This window comes from Phyllobacterium sp. 1468, from assembly GCF_031455525.1.
In the GTDB taxonomy this organism is placed as follows: Bacteria; Pseudomonadota; Alphaproteobacteria; order Rhizobiales; family Rhizobiaceae; genus Phyllobacterium.
The window spans coordinates 280529-298141 of sequence record NZ_JAVDSX010000004.1 but is presented as its reverse complement, the minus strand read 5'-3'; the positions used below and the strand labels follow the sequence as shown (position 1 = coordinate 298141).

Below are 17613 nucleotides of genomic sequence, written 5' to 3'. Positions count from 1 at the left end.
CGAACCCTTTTGATCGGCACTGATTTGATTGGTTGAAAATATGTCGAAGAACAACGCCTACTCTCTGCCGAACATTCTTACCTATGCCCGAATAATCGCCGTCCCTCTGGTAGTGGTGTGCTTCTTTCTGGAAGGACGCCTGCAATCGAGCGACGCCGCGCGCTGGGGCGCTCTGGCGATCTTCGCTATCGCCAGCATAACCGATTTCCTGGATGGCTATCTTGCACGCATCTGGAAGCAGACGTCGACCATCGGCCGCATGCTCGATCCGATTGCAGACAAGTTGCTCGTTTCTGCATGTCTGCTCCTGTTGGCGGCCGATGGAACGATCGCGGGCTGGTCGCTGTGGGCTGCCATCATTATCCTTTGCCGCGAAATTCTGGTGTCGGGCTTGCGCGAATATCTGGCGGAACTCAAGGTCAGCGTGCCGGTAAGCCAGCTTGCCAAGTGGAAGACCACTATCCAGATGGTTGCCATCGCATTTCTGCTGGCGGGACCTGCCGGCGACGAAATCATTCCGGTGATCACCATATTGGGTATTATTCTATTGTGGATCGCCGCACTGATAACGCTGTACACTGGCTGGGACTATTTCCGGGCCGGGCTGAAACACGTGGTGGATTGACCAATGACCAAACTCGTCTATTTCGCATGGGTGCGTGAACGGATCGGCAAGGGCGAAGAATATCTCGACCTCGAGCCCTCGATCGTTACGGTCAATGACCTTCTGACCCATCTGAAGTCCCGCGGCGAAGAATATCAATCGGCGCTTGAATACCAGGACGTGATCCGCGTTGCGATCAATCAGGAACATGTCGAACACGATGCGCCGATCAAGGGTGCACACGAGATTGCGCTTTTCCCGCCGATGACCGGGGGATGAAGCATGAGCACGGTCGAACCACTCATCCGGATCCAGGCTGAGGATTTCGATACAGCCGCCGAAATTGACCGGATGACCAGGAACCGACGCGGCATCGGCGCGGTGGTAACATTCAGCGGCCTTTGCCGGGACGAAGCCGGGACGCTGGCAGCGCTTGAAATCGAACATTATCCCGGCATGGCGGAGGTCGAAATTGGCCGTATCGCCGAAAAAACCCTGGAGCGCTGGAGTCTGACAGGCCTGACCGTCGTCCATCGCTACGGTTTTATCAAACCTGGCGAGAACATCGTCCTAGTCGTCGCTGCGTCGGCACACCGCCAGGCAGCTTTCGAGGCCGCGTCCTTCCTGATGGACTATCTGAAAAATGCTGCCCCTTTCTGGAAAAAGCAGCACCTCGTCAGTGGTGAAGTCAGCGACTGGGTCGAGGCGAAGGCAACCGACGAGGCAGCACTCAAGCGCTGGGAAAAAACCAAATGAACCGTGTCGCCGTTGGTTCACTCATCATCGGCTTTCTGGCCGCTCTGGTGTTACTGGTTTTGTCATTGTCCGCCCGCAGTGATGAACCGGGAGGCGAGATCAGGAATGTGACCTGGCTTGCCGAAGACATCGACGGACGCGGTGTCATCGATAATGCGCAAACGACTCTGACGATCGATGCCGACGGATCTGCGAATGGATCAGGCGGTTGCAACCGCTTCACGACCAGCGCCACGATTGCTGGATCCAATCTCTCTTTCAAACCAGCGGCTGCTACGCGCATGATGTGTCCACCCGCCCTGATGGATCAGGAACAAAGTTTTTTTCCGCGCTTGAACGGACGCGATCCTACGCTATCGATGCCGACACCGGCAAACTGCTTCTACACGACGAAGCCGGAAAAACCATCGCCAGGCTCGCGCAGCAAAACTGATTGATCCAAAATAAAAAGCCGGGCATTTCCGCCCGGCTTTTCGTATTCGCGCAGCCGAGTATCAGCCGACGATTTCCGTACCTGAAAACCAGTAGGCAATTTCTTCTGCGGCAGTCTCAGGGGCATCGGAACCATGAACCGAGTTCTCGCCGATGGAGAGCGCAAAAATCTTGCGGATCGTGCCCTCGTCAGCATTGGCCGGGTTAGTCGCGCCCATGATTTCACGGTTGCGGGCAATGGCATTCTCGCCTTCGAGAACCTGAACGATAGTCGGGCCGGAGGACATTGACTCAACCAGCTCACCGAAGAATGGACGTTCCTTGTGCACAGCGTAGAAGCCTTCGGCTTCACGGCGGCTCATCCAGACGCGCTTGGAAGCGACAACGCGAAGGCCAGCCTCCTCAAACTTCTGGGTGATGGCACCGGTCAGATTGCGGCGGGTCGCGTCGGGCTTGATCATCGAAAAAGTGCGTTCAATTGCCATTTGGTGAAACCTTGTCATTTGGGGGAATGGTGGCGCTCTATAGCGTCAGGCCGGCCATTTGCCAATAGACCATTTGCCAATCCATCGCAGTTGCAGACCATTTCAGCCTCGTTTGGGCGCTGGTTCCCTCACGGGGGCTACGCTACGCTTGCCAATCGTCAATGCTGCAACAAGCGCGCTCAAGGCTGCCAGGCTCGCTGCTCCAAACATGATGAGCCGATAGGCATCGGTGATAGCATCGGCGTCCATGGATGAAAGTTCCGATCCGCCGAAGGCAAGCCCCAGAGCCGCGACTGCCACAAGCCCCCCGGCCCGTGCTGCCGCATTGTTGACGCCGGATGCTGTGCCGCTTTTTTCATCCGGCGCGGAATCGAAGACGGTGGTCGTCAGCGGCGGAATGCTAAGCGTCATGCCCAGGCCAACAACGATCAGTCCAGGCAGGAAGCCCATCCAATAGCCCGGATATTTGCCCGACAGGCCCAGGATCACGAAGCCAAGCCCCGTCGCCAAAGGGCCGATCATCAGCGGTATCCGCGCCCCGATCCGTTCGACCAGCCCTCCGGTCCAGCGCGATCCAATCCCCATGATCAGCGAAAACGGCAACAGCGCCGCCCCTGCCGCAGTCGCGCTGTACTTATGGACCTCGATCAACAGAAACGGCAGTAAAAACAAGGCCGCGCTGAGCGCTGCATACAACAGCACCGTGATGCCGTTTGCACCCGAAAAATCGCGATCGCGGAACAGCGATAGTGCCATGATCGGCGCGACGGACCGGGCTTCAACAACAACGAACAGCGCACCCAAAGGAATGGCCGCAGCGATGGCGAGCCCCCCGATCAAACCGTTGCCCTCACCGGACGCAATCAACCCATAGCAGAGTAATCCGAGAGACAGGACCACAAGCGTGGAGCCGCGCAGGTCGAGGGGCTTCGATGCACCATCGCTGCGACCGTCGGACGGCAACTTCCAGGCGAAGAACAAAGCGATGGCGGCAATCGGTGGATTGATGAAGAAGATTGAACGCCAGCCGACAGTATCGACCAGCCAGCCGCCGAATGGAGGTCCCAATGCCATCGTGAGTGCACCAGCCGCCGCCCATGTTCCGATCGCCCGCCCGCGTGCCTCTCCTCTGTAGGCAGAACTGATAAGCGCAAGGCTGGCGGGCACCAGCATCGCAGCACTCGCGCCCTGCAACAGCCGCATCGCTATCAGCCATCCGGCCGATGGCGCCAGCCCGCATCCCATCGAGGCAACAGCGAAGCCGATAAGGCCGGCGATGAAAATGCGGCGCCGGCCGAAACGATCGCCAACCGACCCGCCCAGCAAAATGAGACTCGCAAGCATCAGCATATAACCATTGACCAGCCATTGCATGGTGGCGAGGCTCGATCCAAAACTCCCCTGAATCGCAGGGAGCGCGACGTTCACGACAGAACCGTCGATAAAACCCAAGCTCGAACCGAGAATCGTGGCGGGCAGAACCCACCGGGTCTTGCCTTTCGACCCTCTCGGCAGTTTCACATCAGGCGTTTCGCAAGGAAGGAGTTGCGGACCGGTCATTTCAATTCTCGCGGCAAATGATTTCCATGGAAACAACTCCTCCTTCAGATATCATAATGTCAATAACGCCCACCATATTTATAAAAAGCCAATGTAATGGAACAGCATTTCAGGATGCTTGCCGCATATAATCGCTGGGTAAACCAACGCCTCTATGCTGCGGCAGCCGAGCTCGACGATGAGGAATACCGGCGCGACGTGCGGGCATTCTTCACTTCGCTGCACGGGACGCTGAACCATTTGCTGGTGACCGATCGGATCTGGCTCTACCGCTTTACCGGCGAAGGCGATGCACCAAAGGCGCTCGATGCGACCCTTTTTGAAAAACTGGACGCGTTGAAGGCTGCACGCGAAAAGGAGGATGCGCGTATTATCGACTGGGTCAACGGGCTTGACAGCACCGATATTGCCGGACGCTTCACCTATACGACCGTTAGCGACATGCGGACGATCAGTCAGCGGCTGGCGCCGGCATTGGCGCATCTCTTCAACCACCAGACGCACCATCGCGGTCAGGCACACGCCATTTTGACAGCGCTCGGCAAAGCTGCGCCGTCCTTTGATCTCATCCAGTTCCAGCGAACGGAAGAAGGCAGGCCGTACTCCTAGAGCAAATTCTGTCTATTCAGAGCCATTCTGCCGGAGGGAATTTGGTTCAAGGTCGAGGGATTTGGTTGCGCGTGGATTGTCTCGCCATCCGCGAAACTGAATTGGCTTTGAATAAACAAAACTTGCTTTAAACGTTGTGACGTCTCTTTACCTCAAGCGCACGGCAGATATGCAACAGTACGGTCTTGCGGAAAAGCCATTTCCCGTGCAAAAGCGCGGCCATGCTTATTCTCGACGATATTTCCGTGCGTATGGCCGGCCGCCTGCTCATCGATCATGCCAGCCTGAACCTGCCCTCCGGCACGAAAGCGGGCCTGGTCGGACGTAACGGCGCGGGCAAATCGACGCTGTTCAAGGTGATCACCGGCGAACTTCACGCGGAAACTGGCGATTTCTTCCTGCCGAAGAACATCAAGATCGGCCAGGTCGCGCAGGAAGCCCCGGGTACCGAGGATTCCCTGATCGAGATCGTGCTTGCCGCCGATACCGAGCGCACTGACTTGCTTGCAGAGGCCGAGACCGCCACCGACCCGCACCGCATCGCCGATATCCATATTCGGCTTGCGGATATCGAAGCGCATTCCGCCGAAGCGCGCGCCGGCGCGATCCTCTCGGGCCTTGGCTTCGACGCGGAAGCGCAGAAGCGTCCGGCTTCATCATTTTCGGGCGGCTGGAGGATGCGCGTAGCTCTCGCCGCGGTCCTTTTCGCAGAGCCGGATTTGCTGCTCCTCGACGAGCCGACCAACTATCTCGATCTTGAAGGCACCCTATGGCTCGAGGATTATGTGCGGCGTTATCCGCACACAGTCATCCTCATCAGTCATGACCGCGATCTTCTGAACTCCGCGGTGAACTCGATAATCCATCTCGACCAGACGAAGCTGACGCTCTGGCAGGGCAATTACGATCAGTTCGAGAAGCTTCGCAGCGAGGCGCTCGAATTGCAGCAGAAGCAGCGCGTGAAGCAGGAAGCGCAACGGAGTCACATGGAAGCTTTCGTCGAACGTTTCCGTGCCAAGGCATCCAAAGCCAAGCAGGCGCAGTCCCGCCTGAAAGCACTGCAGAAGCTGAAGCCGATTTCCGCCCACATTGAAGATCACGTGATGCCATTTCATTTTCCGGAACCGGAAAAAGTGGTGGCTTCGCCCATTATCGCCATCGAGAGCGGCGAAGTCGGCTACACGCCGGGCAAGCCCATCCTCAAGCATCTCAATTTGCGTATCGATGCGGATGACCGAATTGCCCTGCTCGGCTCGAACGGTAATGGTAAATCGACACTGGCCAAGCTGATCGGCGGTCGCCTGCCCTTGCAGAAGGGCAAGATTACCGTTGCACCGAACCTGAAAATCTCGTTCTTTGCCCAGCATCAGCTCGACGATCTGATCCCTGAGGACAACGCGATCGAGCATGTGCGCAAATTGATGCCGGATGCGCCGGAATCCAAGGTGCGCGCCCGCGTCTCACGCATGGGCTTGGCTACGGTGAAGATGAACACGGCCGCAAAAGACCTTTCCGGCGGTGAAAAAGCCCGGCTTTTGATGGGTCTTGCGACCTTTCAGGGGCCGAACCTGCTGATCCTCGACGAGCCGACGAACCATCTCGACATCGACAGCCGTGAAGCACTGATGCACGCACTGAACGATTTCGACGGCGCCGTCATCCTGATCGCCCATGACAGACATTTGATCGAAGCGACCATGGACCGGCTTTGGCTGGTACGCGATGGCAGCGTTGCGCCCTATGATGGCGATCTCGATGCCTATCGCTCACTGGTGTTGGCCGATGCGAAAGCGGAGCGGTCGGGCAACAAAATCGTGGTGGAAGAAGGCCAGAAACTCAGCAAGGCCGAGCAACGCAAGCTTGCCGCGCAGAAGCGTGAAGCTTTGAAGCCTCTGCAAAAGAAGATCCAGGAAGCGGAAGCACAGGTGCATCGCTTCCAGAAAAAGATCGACTCGCTGCAGATTCAACTTGCCGATCCGGTCATCTACACGCGCGAACCTGCCAAAGCGACGCAGATCGGCAAGGAAATTGGCTACGCCAAGTCTTCGCTCGCCCGCGCGGAGGAAGAGTGGCTGACACTTTCCGGCGAATATGAAGAAGCGATGACCGAGCTGGCGCAGTAGGGCCGGGTTCAAGCACCGGGCGTTGGAATAACAGCGGTTGTGTAGAGGCAATGCAGCTGCCAGCCGAGCGGTTCATAGAGCGCACGGCCATCGGGCGTTGCAACGAGTGCCGCGCGTTGTATGCCTTTTTCTCGGGAAAGCATTTCCAGCCGCTTCATGACAGACCGGCCGAGCCCCTTGCGGCGATGGTTCTCATGGGTACTTATCCGGTCATAGACAGCCAATTCCCCGGGAAATCCGATCCTCCCCGTGGCTGCGACCTCCCCGCCCGTATCAAGGACATTGACAATGGTTACGCCGTCATAGACCTGATGGTCATAGACATAGCCATCCGGCAAAGAGGTGGTTTCGCCTTGCATTGGGCCGGAGAGCAACATCATGAATGCGGGAGATTGGATCTGCCAACGCGTCGGCAGATTCGGCTGGACAAGCTCCGGCGGCGCACAGACTTTCAGAAAGACCGCCGGCTCGGATATGGCCTCGGCACGGTGACGGACCCAATCGGAATATTCTGAGAAAACATAACGCCTCAACTGGTCCGGAAGACCAACTTCGACACGATAGCCCCCGTTCTCGAAAACCGGCGCCGCTACCTGACGGGTTAGGGCCCATCCCTTGACCCATGTTCTGACGATTGCAGGATCGGCTTTCATATCTCGCTCATCAATTGCCATCGGCGATCTATAGCCGTTTTTGCATTTCGATCGCCAGTAGAGTTTTCTTGCGGGTCGGCAAGGCGAACCCGGCCACGAAAGCGCCAATGCCGATGACGGTCGAAACGGCAAAGACAATTATCGTAGCATCCCGCAGTGCGGCTGGTGTCGTGGCTTCAGGATAGCCCACGGCATTGGCAACGAGACCAGCGAGAGCGGCCCCGATCGCATAGCCAACGGATTGCAGGGTCGGCAACAGGGCTGAGGCACGGTCACGTTCGCCGCTTCGCGCTGATTCCATAACCCACTGGCTGAGGAAACCCCAGCTGACGCCGAAGCCGGTACCAATGGCGATCTGACCCGCCATCGCGACCAGCGGCCTGTCGACGAAGAAGCCGAAGACGATTGTAGCGAGGCCCACGACGAGCAGTGTCGGTCCGAGCCGGATCAACCAGGCACGGCGACGCTCGTCCTGTATGTTGGCAACGAGGATGGCAACTGTACTCCATGCAATGGCGAACGTGGCATTGAAGGCACCTGCCTTTGTCGGGCCGTAACCCCAGAGGTTCTGCAGGGTCATGACCAGGTAAACGGACGTGGAAGCTTGTGCAACCGGCATGAGCAGGACAATCCATAGGCCAATGCCGACAGTGGAATTCAGAGCGAAGGCATCGGAGGGAAAGAGCGGCGTGCGGCTGCGCCGGTCGATGACGACCACCAAGGCGAGGACAATCGCGGCGCCCAGGACAAGCAGCACTTCCGTCGCAACCGTCTGCATGATGCTGGCGAAGGCGACCAGCATGATGCCGAAACCGATGGCCGCCAACCGGAGGAACGGCACGGACAGGCGTGCGATGTCGCCGGAAAACCTGGGCACGATATAGAAGACCAGTGCGATGAATATCAGGGCCAAAGGCACATTCACGAGGAACGCGGCACGCCACGACAGATGTTCCGTCAGCAGCCCCGAGACCAGCGGCCCACCGAAGGCAGCCACTGCCCAAACCACGGCCTCGGCGCCAAAAACTTTGGAAACAAGCCGCGAAGAGAAAAGTTCGGGAATAAGTGCGTAGCAGATCGCGGCGATGATACCCTCGCCGAGTCCTTGAAACGCACGCCCGATCAGTACCTCGGTCATCGACGAAGCAAAGGCCGCGATAAGCGTGCCCGCAAGAAACACCAGCGCGGCCGCCACCAGCGCCGTTCTCGCGCCTACGCGGGCCTTCAGCAATGCGCCACTGGCGCCGCCGACAATGGAGAGGACGAGATAGAGGGTGAAAGCCCAGGAAATCAGCTCGAGTCCGCCAATCTCGCGCACTGCCGTCGGAAGTGATGTGGAAACCAGAAAGCCATTGAAGGCAAACAGCGCTACACCAAGACACAACGTCAGGGTAGCCGCCGAATATGAGGGGCTCAGGAGTTCCGACCAGCTGGTACTGCCGGCTTCTTCTTTCGTCTCGTGCATGGCCTTCCCTCAATTTAGTAAGTCTTATGTTTTTATATTCCTCCCAATAAAACAATCAATAGCTTTTTAAATTTTTCTTGGTATCGTATGTCTATGCAGGATCGCACGACAAATCGCATGCTTTATTCGCTGAAAGTGACTGGCGCGCAGACCGCCGCGGCACTGGCCGGTCGGCTGGGCGTTACATCCGTGGCGGTGCGGCAGATGCTTGCACGTCTCTACGAGGACGGTCTCGTTGGTTTCGAGGACAGCCGGGAGAGCGTCGGCAGGCCCAAACGATTCTGGCATCTGACCGGCGCCGGAAACGCTCGGTTTCCCGACAATCATGCCGGATTGACAGCGGATCTCCTGGCGTCGGTGTCAGCGGTCTTTGGTGATGCGGGGCTCGACAAATTGATTTCCCATCGTGAGAAAATGACGCTGAACCAGTACCGCACGGCGCTGGAACCTATTGCTTCGCTAGAAGAGAAGGTCCAACACCTCGCAGAAATTCGTTCGGCAGAGGGCTACATGGCCGAAGTAAGCCGGGGCGCGGGTGGCCATCTTGTCTTGATCGAGAATCACTGCCCTATCTGCGTTGCAGCCAAAGCCTGCCAGAAATTATGCCGGTCAGAGCTCGAGGTGTTTCAGGCGGCGCTTGGGCCGAATGTCGAGGTCAAACGCTTCGAACATATATTGAAAGGTGCACGGCGCTGTGCCTACCGTATCGGCGAAAATCACGATGAAGAGCGTCAGTTGGCGATGAAGCTGTAAAGCATGGGGCTCATATAGTTGTTGCCCACACGCCAGTAATCGCGCAGCGGCCCGCCCTCGCATGCGAATCCAAGTCGCGTCACCAGCCTGATGGAGGGGGCATTGTCGGGATGAATAACTGCTGCGATACGGTGGGTATTCAGCTTACCGAGGCAATGGGACATCACCGCTCGGACCCCTTCGCTCATTAAGCCCCGGCCGTGCCATTCCGAGCGGAGAATGTAGCCGATCTCCAAGCGGCGATTGAGCGGTTCACGGTGATGATAATTGACCATGCCGATGCAATTATCGCTGTCTTTTTCGGCAACCGCCCAAGCGATGGATTCATCGGGTGACGTGGTTTTGGCGAGCACCCGTACCCAGCTCCGCGTTTCCTGAATATTCCTGCAGGCAGAAAAATCCCAGTAGCGCACGAGATTTGCATCTCCAATACAGGCGTGGAGCCCGGCATCATCCTTTGGCTCGAATTGGCGCAACCGAAGCCTTTCGGTAAGGATCTTTGGAAAGGTCCCTGCCTGATCCGCCATCATCTGCCCCACTTGGGCGGAGGCGGTGCATTGTTTGCTGCTTCCTTGCGACTGCGTCTCAGGCGAACGAGCCCAAAAAGACTGATCACAATCAGCGCGATGCCTGCAGGCATGGCTCGCCAGTCGACGGCGGTCGCGCCCCTGCGCAAGACAAGATCAACCTCTGCCATCTCGAGGCCGTCGAAATCGCCAGGTCCGATGGTGAAGACATAGTCGCCATCCTCCACCGGATCGATATCTCCAATGCTGTCGCGATAGACTTGCGGGCCCTGCGGCGAGCCCCTGTTGGCCGCTTTGCTGTTCTCGTAGCTCAAGGTCCTGACAAGAACGTCCCTGCCTTGTCGCGTGACGACGGCTGTCAGCGCCGAGCGCCCTATGGAGGGTACGAAATTTCGCACAGGCTGCATATCGACGAAGGCGCGCACCGGAGAGTCGGCTGCAGTCAAGGTTACGGTGACAGGTTTGTAGGGACCAGGACGATCATAGACGGGCCATGAGCCGATTTCTTCTCCCGAGAAATTGCCGACCACCCAAGGATATCCGATGCCGAGCACAATTCCAGCGATCAAGAGGAGTAGCAAAAGCGGACGCATCAACAGTTTCTCAAGCTTTCTTTTCCCAACGCCCTTCAGCGTTCTGTTGCCAGTAAGTCAATTTGTGACCCTGTTCTTTCAACAGTTTCCATTGTGCCCTCGCCTGCTCAAGCTGTTGCTGGTCGTGGCCATCAAACATGAGAACCAGCCGCTCATAGGCTTCGACATTCTGCGGCTCGGCGCCATCGACGAGAAACCGCACGGTCGCGCCGTTGGGGTTGCCGTGGCCCGTCGTCAGAATGATGGGCTGCTCTTCTGGGTGAGGCTCCTGGTCGGTCGCATGGGCGAGGAATGACGCATCGGACCAGATCCATAGATGATTGTCGAGACTGTCGCGCCGCTCCTCGGAACCTGTCTGGATGACGACTTTCCATTTGCGATCGAGCGAACGCTCGACGAGACCCGGCAATGCATTCTCCAGTGTCGATTCAGTCAGATGGTAGAAGAGAATTTCGGTCATAAGCGCAGTCTTGTGTGAAAGGACTGGCTCCCGTCAAGCCAGTCCTTTTTAACGTCTACCCTTCGAAATTGTCGCGCACCAGCCTGTCGAGAAGGCGAACGCCGTAGCCCGACGCCCAGGACTGGCTATACTCATTGGTCGGCGCGCCTATCGCAGTGCCGGCAATGTCGAGATGGGCCCAAGGCGTCTCACCCACAAAGCGCTTCAGGAACTGTGCAGCAATGATCGCGCCACCGTGACGTCCGCCAATGTTCTTCATGTCGGCGTTCTTGGTGTCTATGAGCTTGTCGTATTCGGCGCCGAGTGGCATGCGCCAGAGCCTTTCACCGGTTGCCTGGCCAGCATCGAAGAGCTGTGCGGCGAGCGCATCGTCATTGGAAAACAGCCCCGCCTGATAAACGCCGAGTGCCACCATGATGGCGCCTGTCAAGGTCGCAAGATTGACCATAAACTTGGGTTGGAAGCGATCATTGCAATAGTAAAGCGCATCAGCGAGGACGAGTCGCCCCTCCGCATCGGTGTTGAGCACTTCGATCGTCTGGCCGGACATGGACGTGACGATGTCGCCAGGGCGCTGCGCATCACCATTGATCATGTTTTCCACAATCCCAATGACACCGACGGCATTGACCTTGGCTTTGCGCGAGGCAAGTGCATGCATGAGGCCGGTGACTGCGGCGGCACCGCCCATATCACCCTTCATTTCCTCCATGCCGCCAGCGGGTTTGATCGACAGACCGCCAGAATCAAAGGTCACGCCCTTGCCGACAAAGGCGATCGGCTTGTCTTTGCTTTTCCCGCCATGCCATTCCATGATCGCGATGCGCGCCGGGCGCGTGGACCCTTGTGCGACACCGAGCAGCGAGCCCATGCCGAGCTTCTTCATGTCTTTCTCCGTCAAAATCTCGACCTTGACGTCGAGCTTTTTCAATTCTTCGACACGTTCGGCGAATTCGACTGGACCGAGAATATTGGCAGGTTCGTTGACCAGGTCGCGGGCAAGAACAACGCCATCCGCCACCGCCTGGGCGCTGGCAAATGCCTTTTTCGCGGCGTGAGGGTCCGCTACCTGGATGGTGATGGCAGCGACGAATTTATCTTCCTTCTCGCTCTCGTCTTTGCCCTTTTTTGTCTTGTATTTATCGAATGTGTAGGAGCGAAGAAGCATACCCAGAGCGAAATCGGCGGCGTTTTCTGCTGAGATATCTTTGCCCGGTAGCGCGAGGATCACCGAGACATTTTTGGATTTTCCGATTTTTGAAAATGCCGCGCCACCGATTTTCAGCCAATCGTCGCCCTTGAGCTTGCCCGGATCGCCGCTGCCCACGAGCACCAGCCGTTCGAGTTCCGTACCATTTGGAGCAAGGGTAGACAGGCTCGTTGCAAGTTTTCCCTTGAAATCCGAGACATCGATGATACGCGACAGCAATGCCTGTCCGACGACAGATTCGGCTTCTGCAGCGGCTTGGCCTTCAGTGGTAACAAGCAAGATTGCAGTGGCGCTTTCGACGACTGCATATTTTGCGAAACTGATGGATGGGCGTTTGGACATGATATCTCCGGTTTGAACAAAAATGTGACTTTCATGATCATCGATCTTGATGAATGAAGGGGGTGACCGTGAAGGGATTGACTAAGACCTTGTTAACTAGCTTTCTTCGCCTATTTTTAGCCAAGCCTGACTAGATTGAACATATGTCGGGTTTATTGAACATGTAACGGGTTCGTCCCATAAAGCTCAAAATAATGCCTTGGCTCCCATGGCATGGATTGGACAGTTCGGGCTTTAATGAACGGCTGGTCGAACAAGGTGGCGGAACTCTTTTTGCGAAACATGACATGCGCCTGATTGAGATATACATCTTGCGACGGATCGTCGTCATGTTTTTTGCCGTTCTGCTTTCAGCGGTCGGAATCACATGGATCGTCCAGGTGCTCGGCCGCATCAATTTTCTGACGACCAGCGGACAGAGCTTCTACTACATTCTGAAATTCAGTTCCAATCTGCTTCCGTCCGCCTTTCCCGTGGTGATGCCGTTCGCTCTGGTGATTGCCGTGACGCAAACGCTTTCGACGATGAACCAGGATTCGGAACTCGTTGTCATCAATGCGGCGGGCGCGCCACGCTCCGCCGTGATCCGTCCTGTCATGCTTTTTGCGATCGTCATCGCAGCTGCATCCTTCCTTATTTCCAACTTCGTCGTGCCCTATTCCCAGATGAACATGCGCCAGATGGTGGCTGAGGCGCGTGGCGATGTGATCAATCTCGTGGTTCAACAAGGCTCGTTCCGGGAAATCGATACCGACCTCTATCTCCAGATCGAGAACCGCGATTCCAATGGCACGATCCAGGGCCTGTTCGTTTCTGACTCCCGCGACAAGACGACGGATCTCATTTACTACGCCAAGGAGGGCCTTGTCGTCCAAACTGCCGATCAGGGCCTGCTGATCATGAAGGATGGCGAGGTTCATCGACGCGATGTGCAGACCGGCAATGTGTCCATCATCAAGTTCAATACCTATGCTCTTGATCTCGCGGCATTTCTTTCGTCGGACGACAAGGAGGCTACCATTTTTCCGAAGGACCGGCCTCTCGATTACCTCCTGAATCCGGATCCAAACGACAAACAATATCAACAGCGTCCGCTTCGCTACACTTCCGAGCTTTACAAGCGCTTGACGGACTGGATGTATCCAATTGTGTTTGCATTGATCTCCCTCGCCGCAGCCGCCGACTCGCGCTCTCATCGCGAAGCGCGCATATCCGCTTCATTTACCGCGATAACGATCAGTCTCATTGTATTCTGGCTAGGATATTCGACCGGGCAGAGCACGGACAAAAACGCTTCGATGCTGCCAATGCTGTTCGCGATTCCGATTCTCGCAGCGCTTTCCGCAATCTATGCGCTTGCAACCAATCGCCAGATCGGTATCCCGACAACGTGGAGCAACTGGTTCAAACGGACTTTTGAAACGAGGCAGGTGGCATTTGCGAGCGCCGGAGCAAGATTGTTCGGTCGCAAGCGCGGAGGACACCGGTGATGATCGGCTGGACGCTAGGGCGCTACTTCTTCCTCCGCTATGTGACGATCACATGCTATTTCCTGATGGGCAGCTTTGCGCTTGCCCTGATCCTCGACTTCACTGAATTATCGGGAAAACTGTCTGCGCTGCCCGATTACTCTGCAATCCGGGCCTTTGGGCTGTCGGTGATGCGCATTCCCTACATCATGCAGCAGGTTTTTCCATTCATCGCGCTGTTTGCGGCGATGGCGACACTCATTTCGCTTAATCGCAAATATGAACTGGTCGTCGCGCGTTCTGTGGGCGTCTCGGCTTGGCAGTTTCTTCTGCCCGCCTGTACCGGCGCGTTTCTCTTTGGCCTGGCTGCTGTGCTGGTCGTCAATCCGCTTGCTGCCTATGGTTTTGAGCGAAGCGAACAGATAACGGCAAACTGGCGCGCTGGAAAAGCCAATGATGTATCGGCAGATCGCGTCCCTTGGTTGCGGCAGAAAACCGAAGAGGGCGAAACGATCATCGGCTCCAAGTCGATCGTCAACCGTGGATTGCGTTTGGTCGACGCCGTCTTCATTCGACTTGACAAGAACCAGGACGTTATCGAGCGGCTGGACGCCAAGAGCGCCGATCTGGATGACGGTTTCTGGCAGCTGAATCAGGTTACGAAATTTGTGTTGGGAGAGACGCCGGTCTCCTTGGAAACCGTACGCATTCCAACCCATCTGCGCCCTGAATTCGTTGAAGAAAGCCTCGCGCGGCCCGAGACCATACCTTTTTTTGAGCTGCGTAACAAAATTGCCGCAGCTCGCTCTTTTGGCTATCCAGCCAACGCTTTTGATATGCATTTCCAGTCTTTATTGGCTTTGCCGGCTCTGCTGATGGCGATGACTTTAATTGCTGCAACCGTTTCGTTGAAATTTGTTCGGTTCGGACAATCGGGGACGATGATTCTGGGTGGCGTCCTTGCGGGCTTCGTGCTTTATGTCGTCACTGTTGTGGTCAAGGCATTCGGGAATGCGGGATTCGTTCCGCCTTTTGTTGCCGCATGGACACCCGTGTTGATTGCAACATTTTTTGGGGTCTCCTTTCTGTTGCACAAGGAGGATGGTTAGAGTGGGATTGAATTTAACGCGCTCGGTGTTGCCGGCGTGGCTCGCACGGCTTGCGTGCAGCACGGCCTTGCTATGCCTTGCGGGCGGGATTTCGCTCCCAGCCTACGCCCAGACGGGTGATGCACTTGTTGGAAATGTAAGAACGGATCCAAACGCACAATTGCTGCTGGAGTCGGACGAGCTTGTCTATGATATCAACGCCAAGACCATTTCCGCGGTCGGCGGCGTGCAGATCGATTATGACGGAAACCGCCTCGTGGCGCGGAAGGTCACCTATGACCAGAATACCGGCCGCCTCAAAGCGGAAGGCAAGGTCGAGATCGTCGAGAAAGACGGCAATCGCATCTATGCAGAAAATCTCGATGTTACCGATGATTTCAAGGAAGGCTTCGTCAACGCCTTGCGGGTCGAAGCAGCCGACAATACCCGCTTTGCAGCCGAGAGCGCGGAGCGTATCGGCGGCGAGCTGACGACATTCAACAATGGTATCTATACCGCGTGCGAGCCCTGCCGGGCAAAACCCGATCGGGCGCCGCTGTGGCAGGTTCGCGCCCAGAAAATCGTCTGGAACGGCAAGAAGAAGACCATTCGCTTTGAGCGTGGCCGTTTCGAAATGTTCGGCATGCCTCTGGCATTCCTGCCGGCGTTCGAAATCGCCGACCCGACCGTCAAGCGCAAGAGCGGCTTCCTGATGCCGAGCTATCGCCACGAGACGGAGCTGGGTTCCGGTGTCACCATTCCTTATTTTTGGGCATTGGCTCCCAATTACGACCTGACGTTGCAGGGAACCTATTATACGCAGCAGGGCTTCCTGGGCGAGGCCGAATGGCGTCACCGGCTGGCCAATGGTCAATATACGATCAAGCTTGCTGGCATCGACCAGCAGGATCCTGGTGCGTTTGACAGCATTGACGGCGACGAGGTCGACGCAAATGCGACGACACGCGGCATGATCGGAACGACAGGCGCGTTCAATATCAATCCGCGCTGGACATATGGCTGGAGTGTTTTGGCTCAGTCGGACAAGGCTTTTGCCTATCGCTACGGCATATCAGACTATGACAACTATAACATTACCGACCAAATCTATCTGCGTGGCCTGCACGATCGCAACTATTTTGATCTCAGTCTCTACCGGTTCCACGTTCAAGAGGGCTTTGAAAACTCCGATCCGAGATCTTCTGAGGAGAAGCAGCCCTGGGTTCTGCCGAGCCTGGACTATGCCTATACGCCTACGCAGTCTGTTGCGGGTGGCGAGCTCAATTTCAATTTGAATTTGCAGGCCCTGCATCGAGACAAATTCGATGGCAATTTTAGCGGTGTCGATCGGACCGGTTACATAGCCGGCATAGAAGGCGACGATGGCCGTATAACCGGGGAAGCCGAATGGAAGCGTTCGTTGATCACCGAAAGCGGATTGGTCATCACGCCCCTTCTCGCCCTGCGAGGCGATGGTGTTTATGCAGATGGTACGTTTGTCGAGTCCGACGGCAGTATCGGTGACGTGCGTTCCAACGACTTCCGCGCGATGGCAACCGCTGGTCTAGAAACGAAATGGCCAATCCTGTTTACGGCCGCCAACTCGTCTCACGTGCTCGAGCCGACGGCCCAGCTTTTCGTGCGCAACAACGAACCCTATGCAGGTGAGTTGCCGAATGAAGACGCACAGAGTTTCGTGTTCGATGCATCAAACCTGTTCGAACGCGACAAGTTCTCCGGATACGACCGCGTCGAAGGTGGCACCCGTGCCAATCTCGGTCTCAGATATTCGGGCACGTTCAACAATGGCTGGGGCTTGAATGGTATTGCAGGCCAATCGTTCCAACTGGGCGGGCTCAATTCCTTTGCATCCCCGGATTTTGTCAATGCTGGTGCCGAATCCGGCCTGGAATCAGCTCGCTCCGACTATGTCGCGATGATCGGTGCCAATAAAGGCGCGTTCAATATCACGACTGGCGGAAGATTCGATAAGGACGATTTTGAAGTCAAGCGTGCCACAGTGGCGACCACGACATCCGGTAAATATGGCTCTGTCTATGTGAAATACGCTTTTATCGCCGCACAGGAAACCTATGGTTTCCCCGACGACCGCCAGGAAGTCACTGTCGGCGGACAGGCCAAGTTGACGCCAAATTGGCGGCTTCTCGGCTCCGGTACATATGATCTTGTTTCGAGTACGCTCGTAAAGCGTACCGCTGCGCTTGCCTATGATGACGAGTGTTTCACGTACAGCATGTACTACACTCAGGAGCAACCGGTTACCGTGAACAACGTCGAGGGCGAAAAGACCTCAACGTTCGGCTTCAACATCTCCTTCCGGACCTTGTGGGGAATCGGCAAACCGGTCGATATCGGTGGCATCTAATCTTATTGTCTAAGCTGGCCGCACTTGCGGCCAGTCATGCTTTTGCCTTAGTAAAGCGACAATAAAGAGAAAATGAACATCAAAACAAGAAAAACACG

18 protein-coding genes are annotated in these 17613 nt (G+C 56.4%); 10 read left to right on the top strand and 8 right to left on the bottom strand.

The genetic code is table 11. The features are described from left to right. The first annotated feature begins 40 nt into the window (after positions 1-40). Genes pgsA through J2X72_RS13450 form a run of 4 tightly spaced genes read left to right on the top strand, consistent with a single transcriptional unit; the run spans position 41 to position 1797 of the window. Positions 41-625 (top strand): CDP-diacylglycerol--glycerol-3-phosphate 3-phosphatidyltransferase, encoded by a 585-nt coding sequence (gene pgsA, locus J2X72_RS13465; RefSeq protein WP_210002116.1) that lies wholly within the window; start codon positions 41-43, stop codon positions 623-625. Between the two features lie 3 nt (positions 626-628). Beyond that, positions 629-883: a molybdopterin converting factor subunit 1 gene (gene moaD / locus J2X72_RS13460; RefSeq protein WP_210002114.1), complete on the top strand. Its 255-nt coding sequence runs from the start codon at positions 629-631 to the stop codon at positions 881-883. Between the two features lie 3 nt (positions 884-886). Further along, positions 887-1360 (top strand): molybdenum cofactor biosynthesis protein MoaE, encoded by a 474-nt coding sequence (locus J2X72_RS13455; RefSeq protein WP_310072664.1) that lies wholly within the window; start codon positions 887-889, stop codon positions 1358-1360. Further along, positions 1357-1797, top strand: coding sequence for an META domain-containing protein (locus tag J2X72_RS13450; RefSeq protein WP_310072662.1), 441 nt, complete (start codon positions 1357-1359; stop codon positions 1795-1797). Before J2X72_RS13455 ends, J2X72_RS13450 begins: the two co-directional genes overlap by 4 nt. A gap of 57 nt (positions 1798-1854) precedes the next feature. Here the strand turns inward: J2X72_RS13450 and ndk are convergent, their stop codons facing one another. Both ndk and J2X72_RS13440 read right to left on the bottom strand, forming a co-directional pair. Then, on the bottom strand, positions 1855-2277 hold the full coding sequence (gene ndk / locus J2X72_RS13445) for a nucleoside-diphosphate kinase (protein ID WP_112527903.1): 423 nt from the start codon (positions 2275-2277) through the stop codon (positions 1855-1857). 102 nt (positions 2278-2379) lie between these two features. After that, on the bottom strand, positions 2380-3837 hold the full coding sequence (locus J2X72_RS13440) for an MFS transporter (protein ID WP_310072659.1): 1458 nt from the start codon (positions 3835-3837) through the stop codon (positions 2380-2382). Between the two features lie 96 nt (positions 3838-3933). On the opposite strand from J2X72_RS13440, the gene J2X72_RS13435 reads away from it, so the two are divergent. Next, positions 3934-4446, top strand: a complete 513-nt coding sequence (locus J2X72_RS13435; protein ID WP_310072657.1) for a DinB family protein — start codon at positions 3934-3936, stop codon at positions 4444-4446. Between the two features lie 221 nt (positions 4447-4667). Next, positions 4668-6569 (top strand): ABC-F family ATP-binding cassette domain-containing protein, encoded by a 1902-nt coding sequence (locus J2X72_RS13430; protein ID WP_310072655.1) that lies wholly within the window; start codon positions 4668-4670, stop codon positions 6567-6569. Between the two features lie 8 nt (positions 6570-6577). Here the strand turns inward: J2X72_RS13430 and J2X72_RS13425 are convergent, their stop codons facing one another. After that, complete coding sequence (locus J2X72_RS13425; protein WP_310072654.1) at positions 6578-7222, bottom strand: GNAT family N-acetyltransferase; 645 nt, start codon at positions 7220-7222, stop codon at positions 6578-6580. A 28-nt stretch (positions 7223-7250) separates the two neighbouring features. Further along, complete coding sequence (locus J2X72_RS13420) at positions 7251-8687, bottom strand: MFS transporter (protein ID WP_310072652.1); 1437 nt, start codon at positions 8685-8687, stop codon at positions 7251-7253. An 87-nt stretch (positions 8688-8774) separates the two neighbouring features. On the opposite strand from J2X72_RS13420, the gene J2X72_RS13415 reads away from it, so the two are divergent. Further along, positions 8775-9440 carry a metalloregulator ArsR/SmtB family transcription factor gene (locus J2X72_RS13415; protein ID WP_310072650.1) on the top strand — a complete coding sequence of 222 codons (666 nt, stop codon included), beginning with the start codon at positions 8775-8777 and terminating at the stop codon, positions 9438-9440. Here the strand turns inward: J2X72_RS13415 and J2X72_RS13410 are convergent. The 4 genes from J2X72_RS13410 to J2X72_RS13395 are packed head-to-tail and all read right to left on the bottom strand — an operon-like array spanning position 9419 to position 12572. Continuing rightward, positions 9419-9916, bottom strand: a complete 498-nt coding sequence (locus J2X72_RS13410) for a GNAT family N-acetyltransferase (protein WP_310072648.1) — start codon at positions 9914-9916, stop codon at positions 9419-9421. The two genes, J2X72_RS13415 and J2X72_RS13410, sit on opposite strands and share 22 nt — an antisense overlap. A gap of 50 nt (positions 9917-9966) precedes the next feature. Continuing rightward, positions 9967-10560: a hypothetical protein gene (locus J2X72_RS13405; protein WP_310072646.1), complete on the bottom strand. Its 594-nt coding sequence runs from the start codon at positions 10558-10560 to the stop codon at positions 9967-9969. 10 nt (positions 10561-10570) lie between these two features. Further along, complete coding sequence (locus J2X72_RS13400) at positions 10571-11020, bottom strand: DNA polymerase III subunit chi (RefSeq protein WP_310072644.1); 450 nt, start codon at positions 11018-11020, stop codon at positions 10571-10573. 55 nt (positions 11021-11075) lie between these two features. Beyond that, on the bottom strand, positions 11076-12572 hold the full coding sequence (locus J2X72_RS13395; RefSeq protein ID WP_310072642.1) for a leucyl aminopeptidase: 1497 nt from the start codon (positions 12570-12572) through the stop codon (positions 11076-11078). Positions 12573-12859: 287 nt separating this feature from the next. Here J2X72_RS13395 and J2X72_RS13390 point away from each other — a divergent pair, with 287 nt between their 5' ends. Genes J2X72_RS13390 through J2X72_RS13380 form a run of 3 tightly spaced genes read left to right on the top strand, consistent with a single transcriptional unit; the run spans position 12860 to position 17515 of the window. Then, positions 12860-14062 carry an LptF/LptG family permease gene (locus J2X72_RS13390; RefSeq protein ID WP_210002091.1) on the top strand — a complete coding sequence of 401 codons (1203 nt, stop codon included), beginning with the start codon at positions 12860-12862 and terminating at the stop codon, positions 14060-14062. After that, positions 14062-15150 (top strand): LPS export ABC transporter permease LptG, encoded by a 1089-nt coding sequence (lptG, locus tag J2X72_RS13385; protein ID WP_210002089.1) that lies wholly within the window; start codon positions 14062-14064, stop codon positions 15148-15150. The genes J2X72_RS13390 and lptG overlap by 1 nt, the downstream gene beginning before the upstream one ends. A gap of 1 nt (position 15151) precedes the next feature. Beyond that, positions 15152-17515 carry an LPS-assembly protein LptD gene (locus J2X72_RS13380; protein ID WP_310072639.1) on the top strand — a complete coding sequence of 788 codons (2364 nt, stop codon included), beginning with the start codon at positions 15152-15154 and terminating at the stop codon, positions 17513-17515. Positions 17516-17613: the final 98 nt, after the last annotated feature.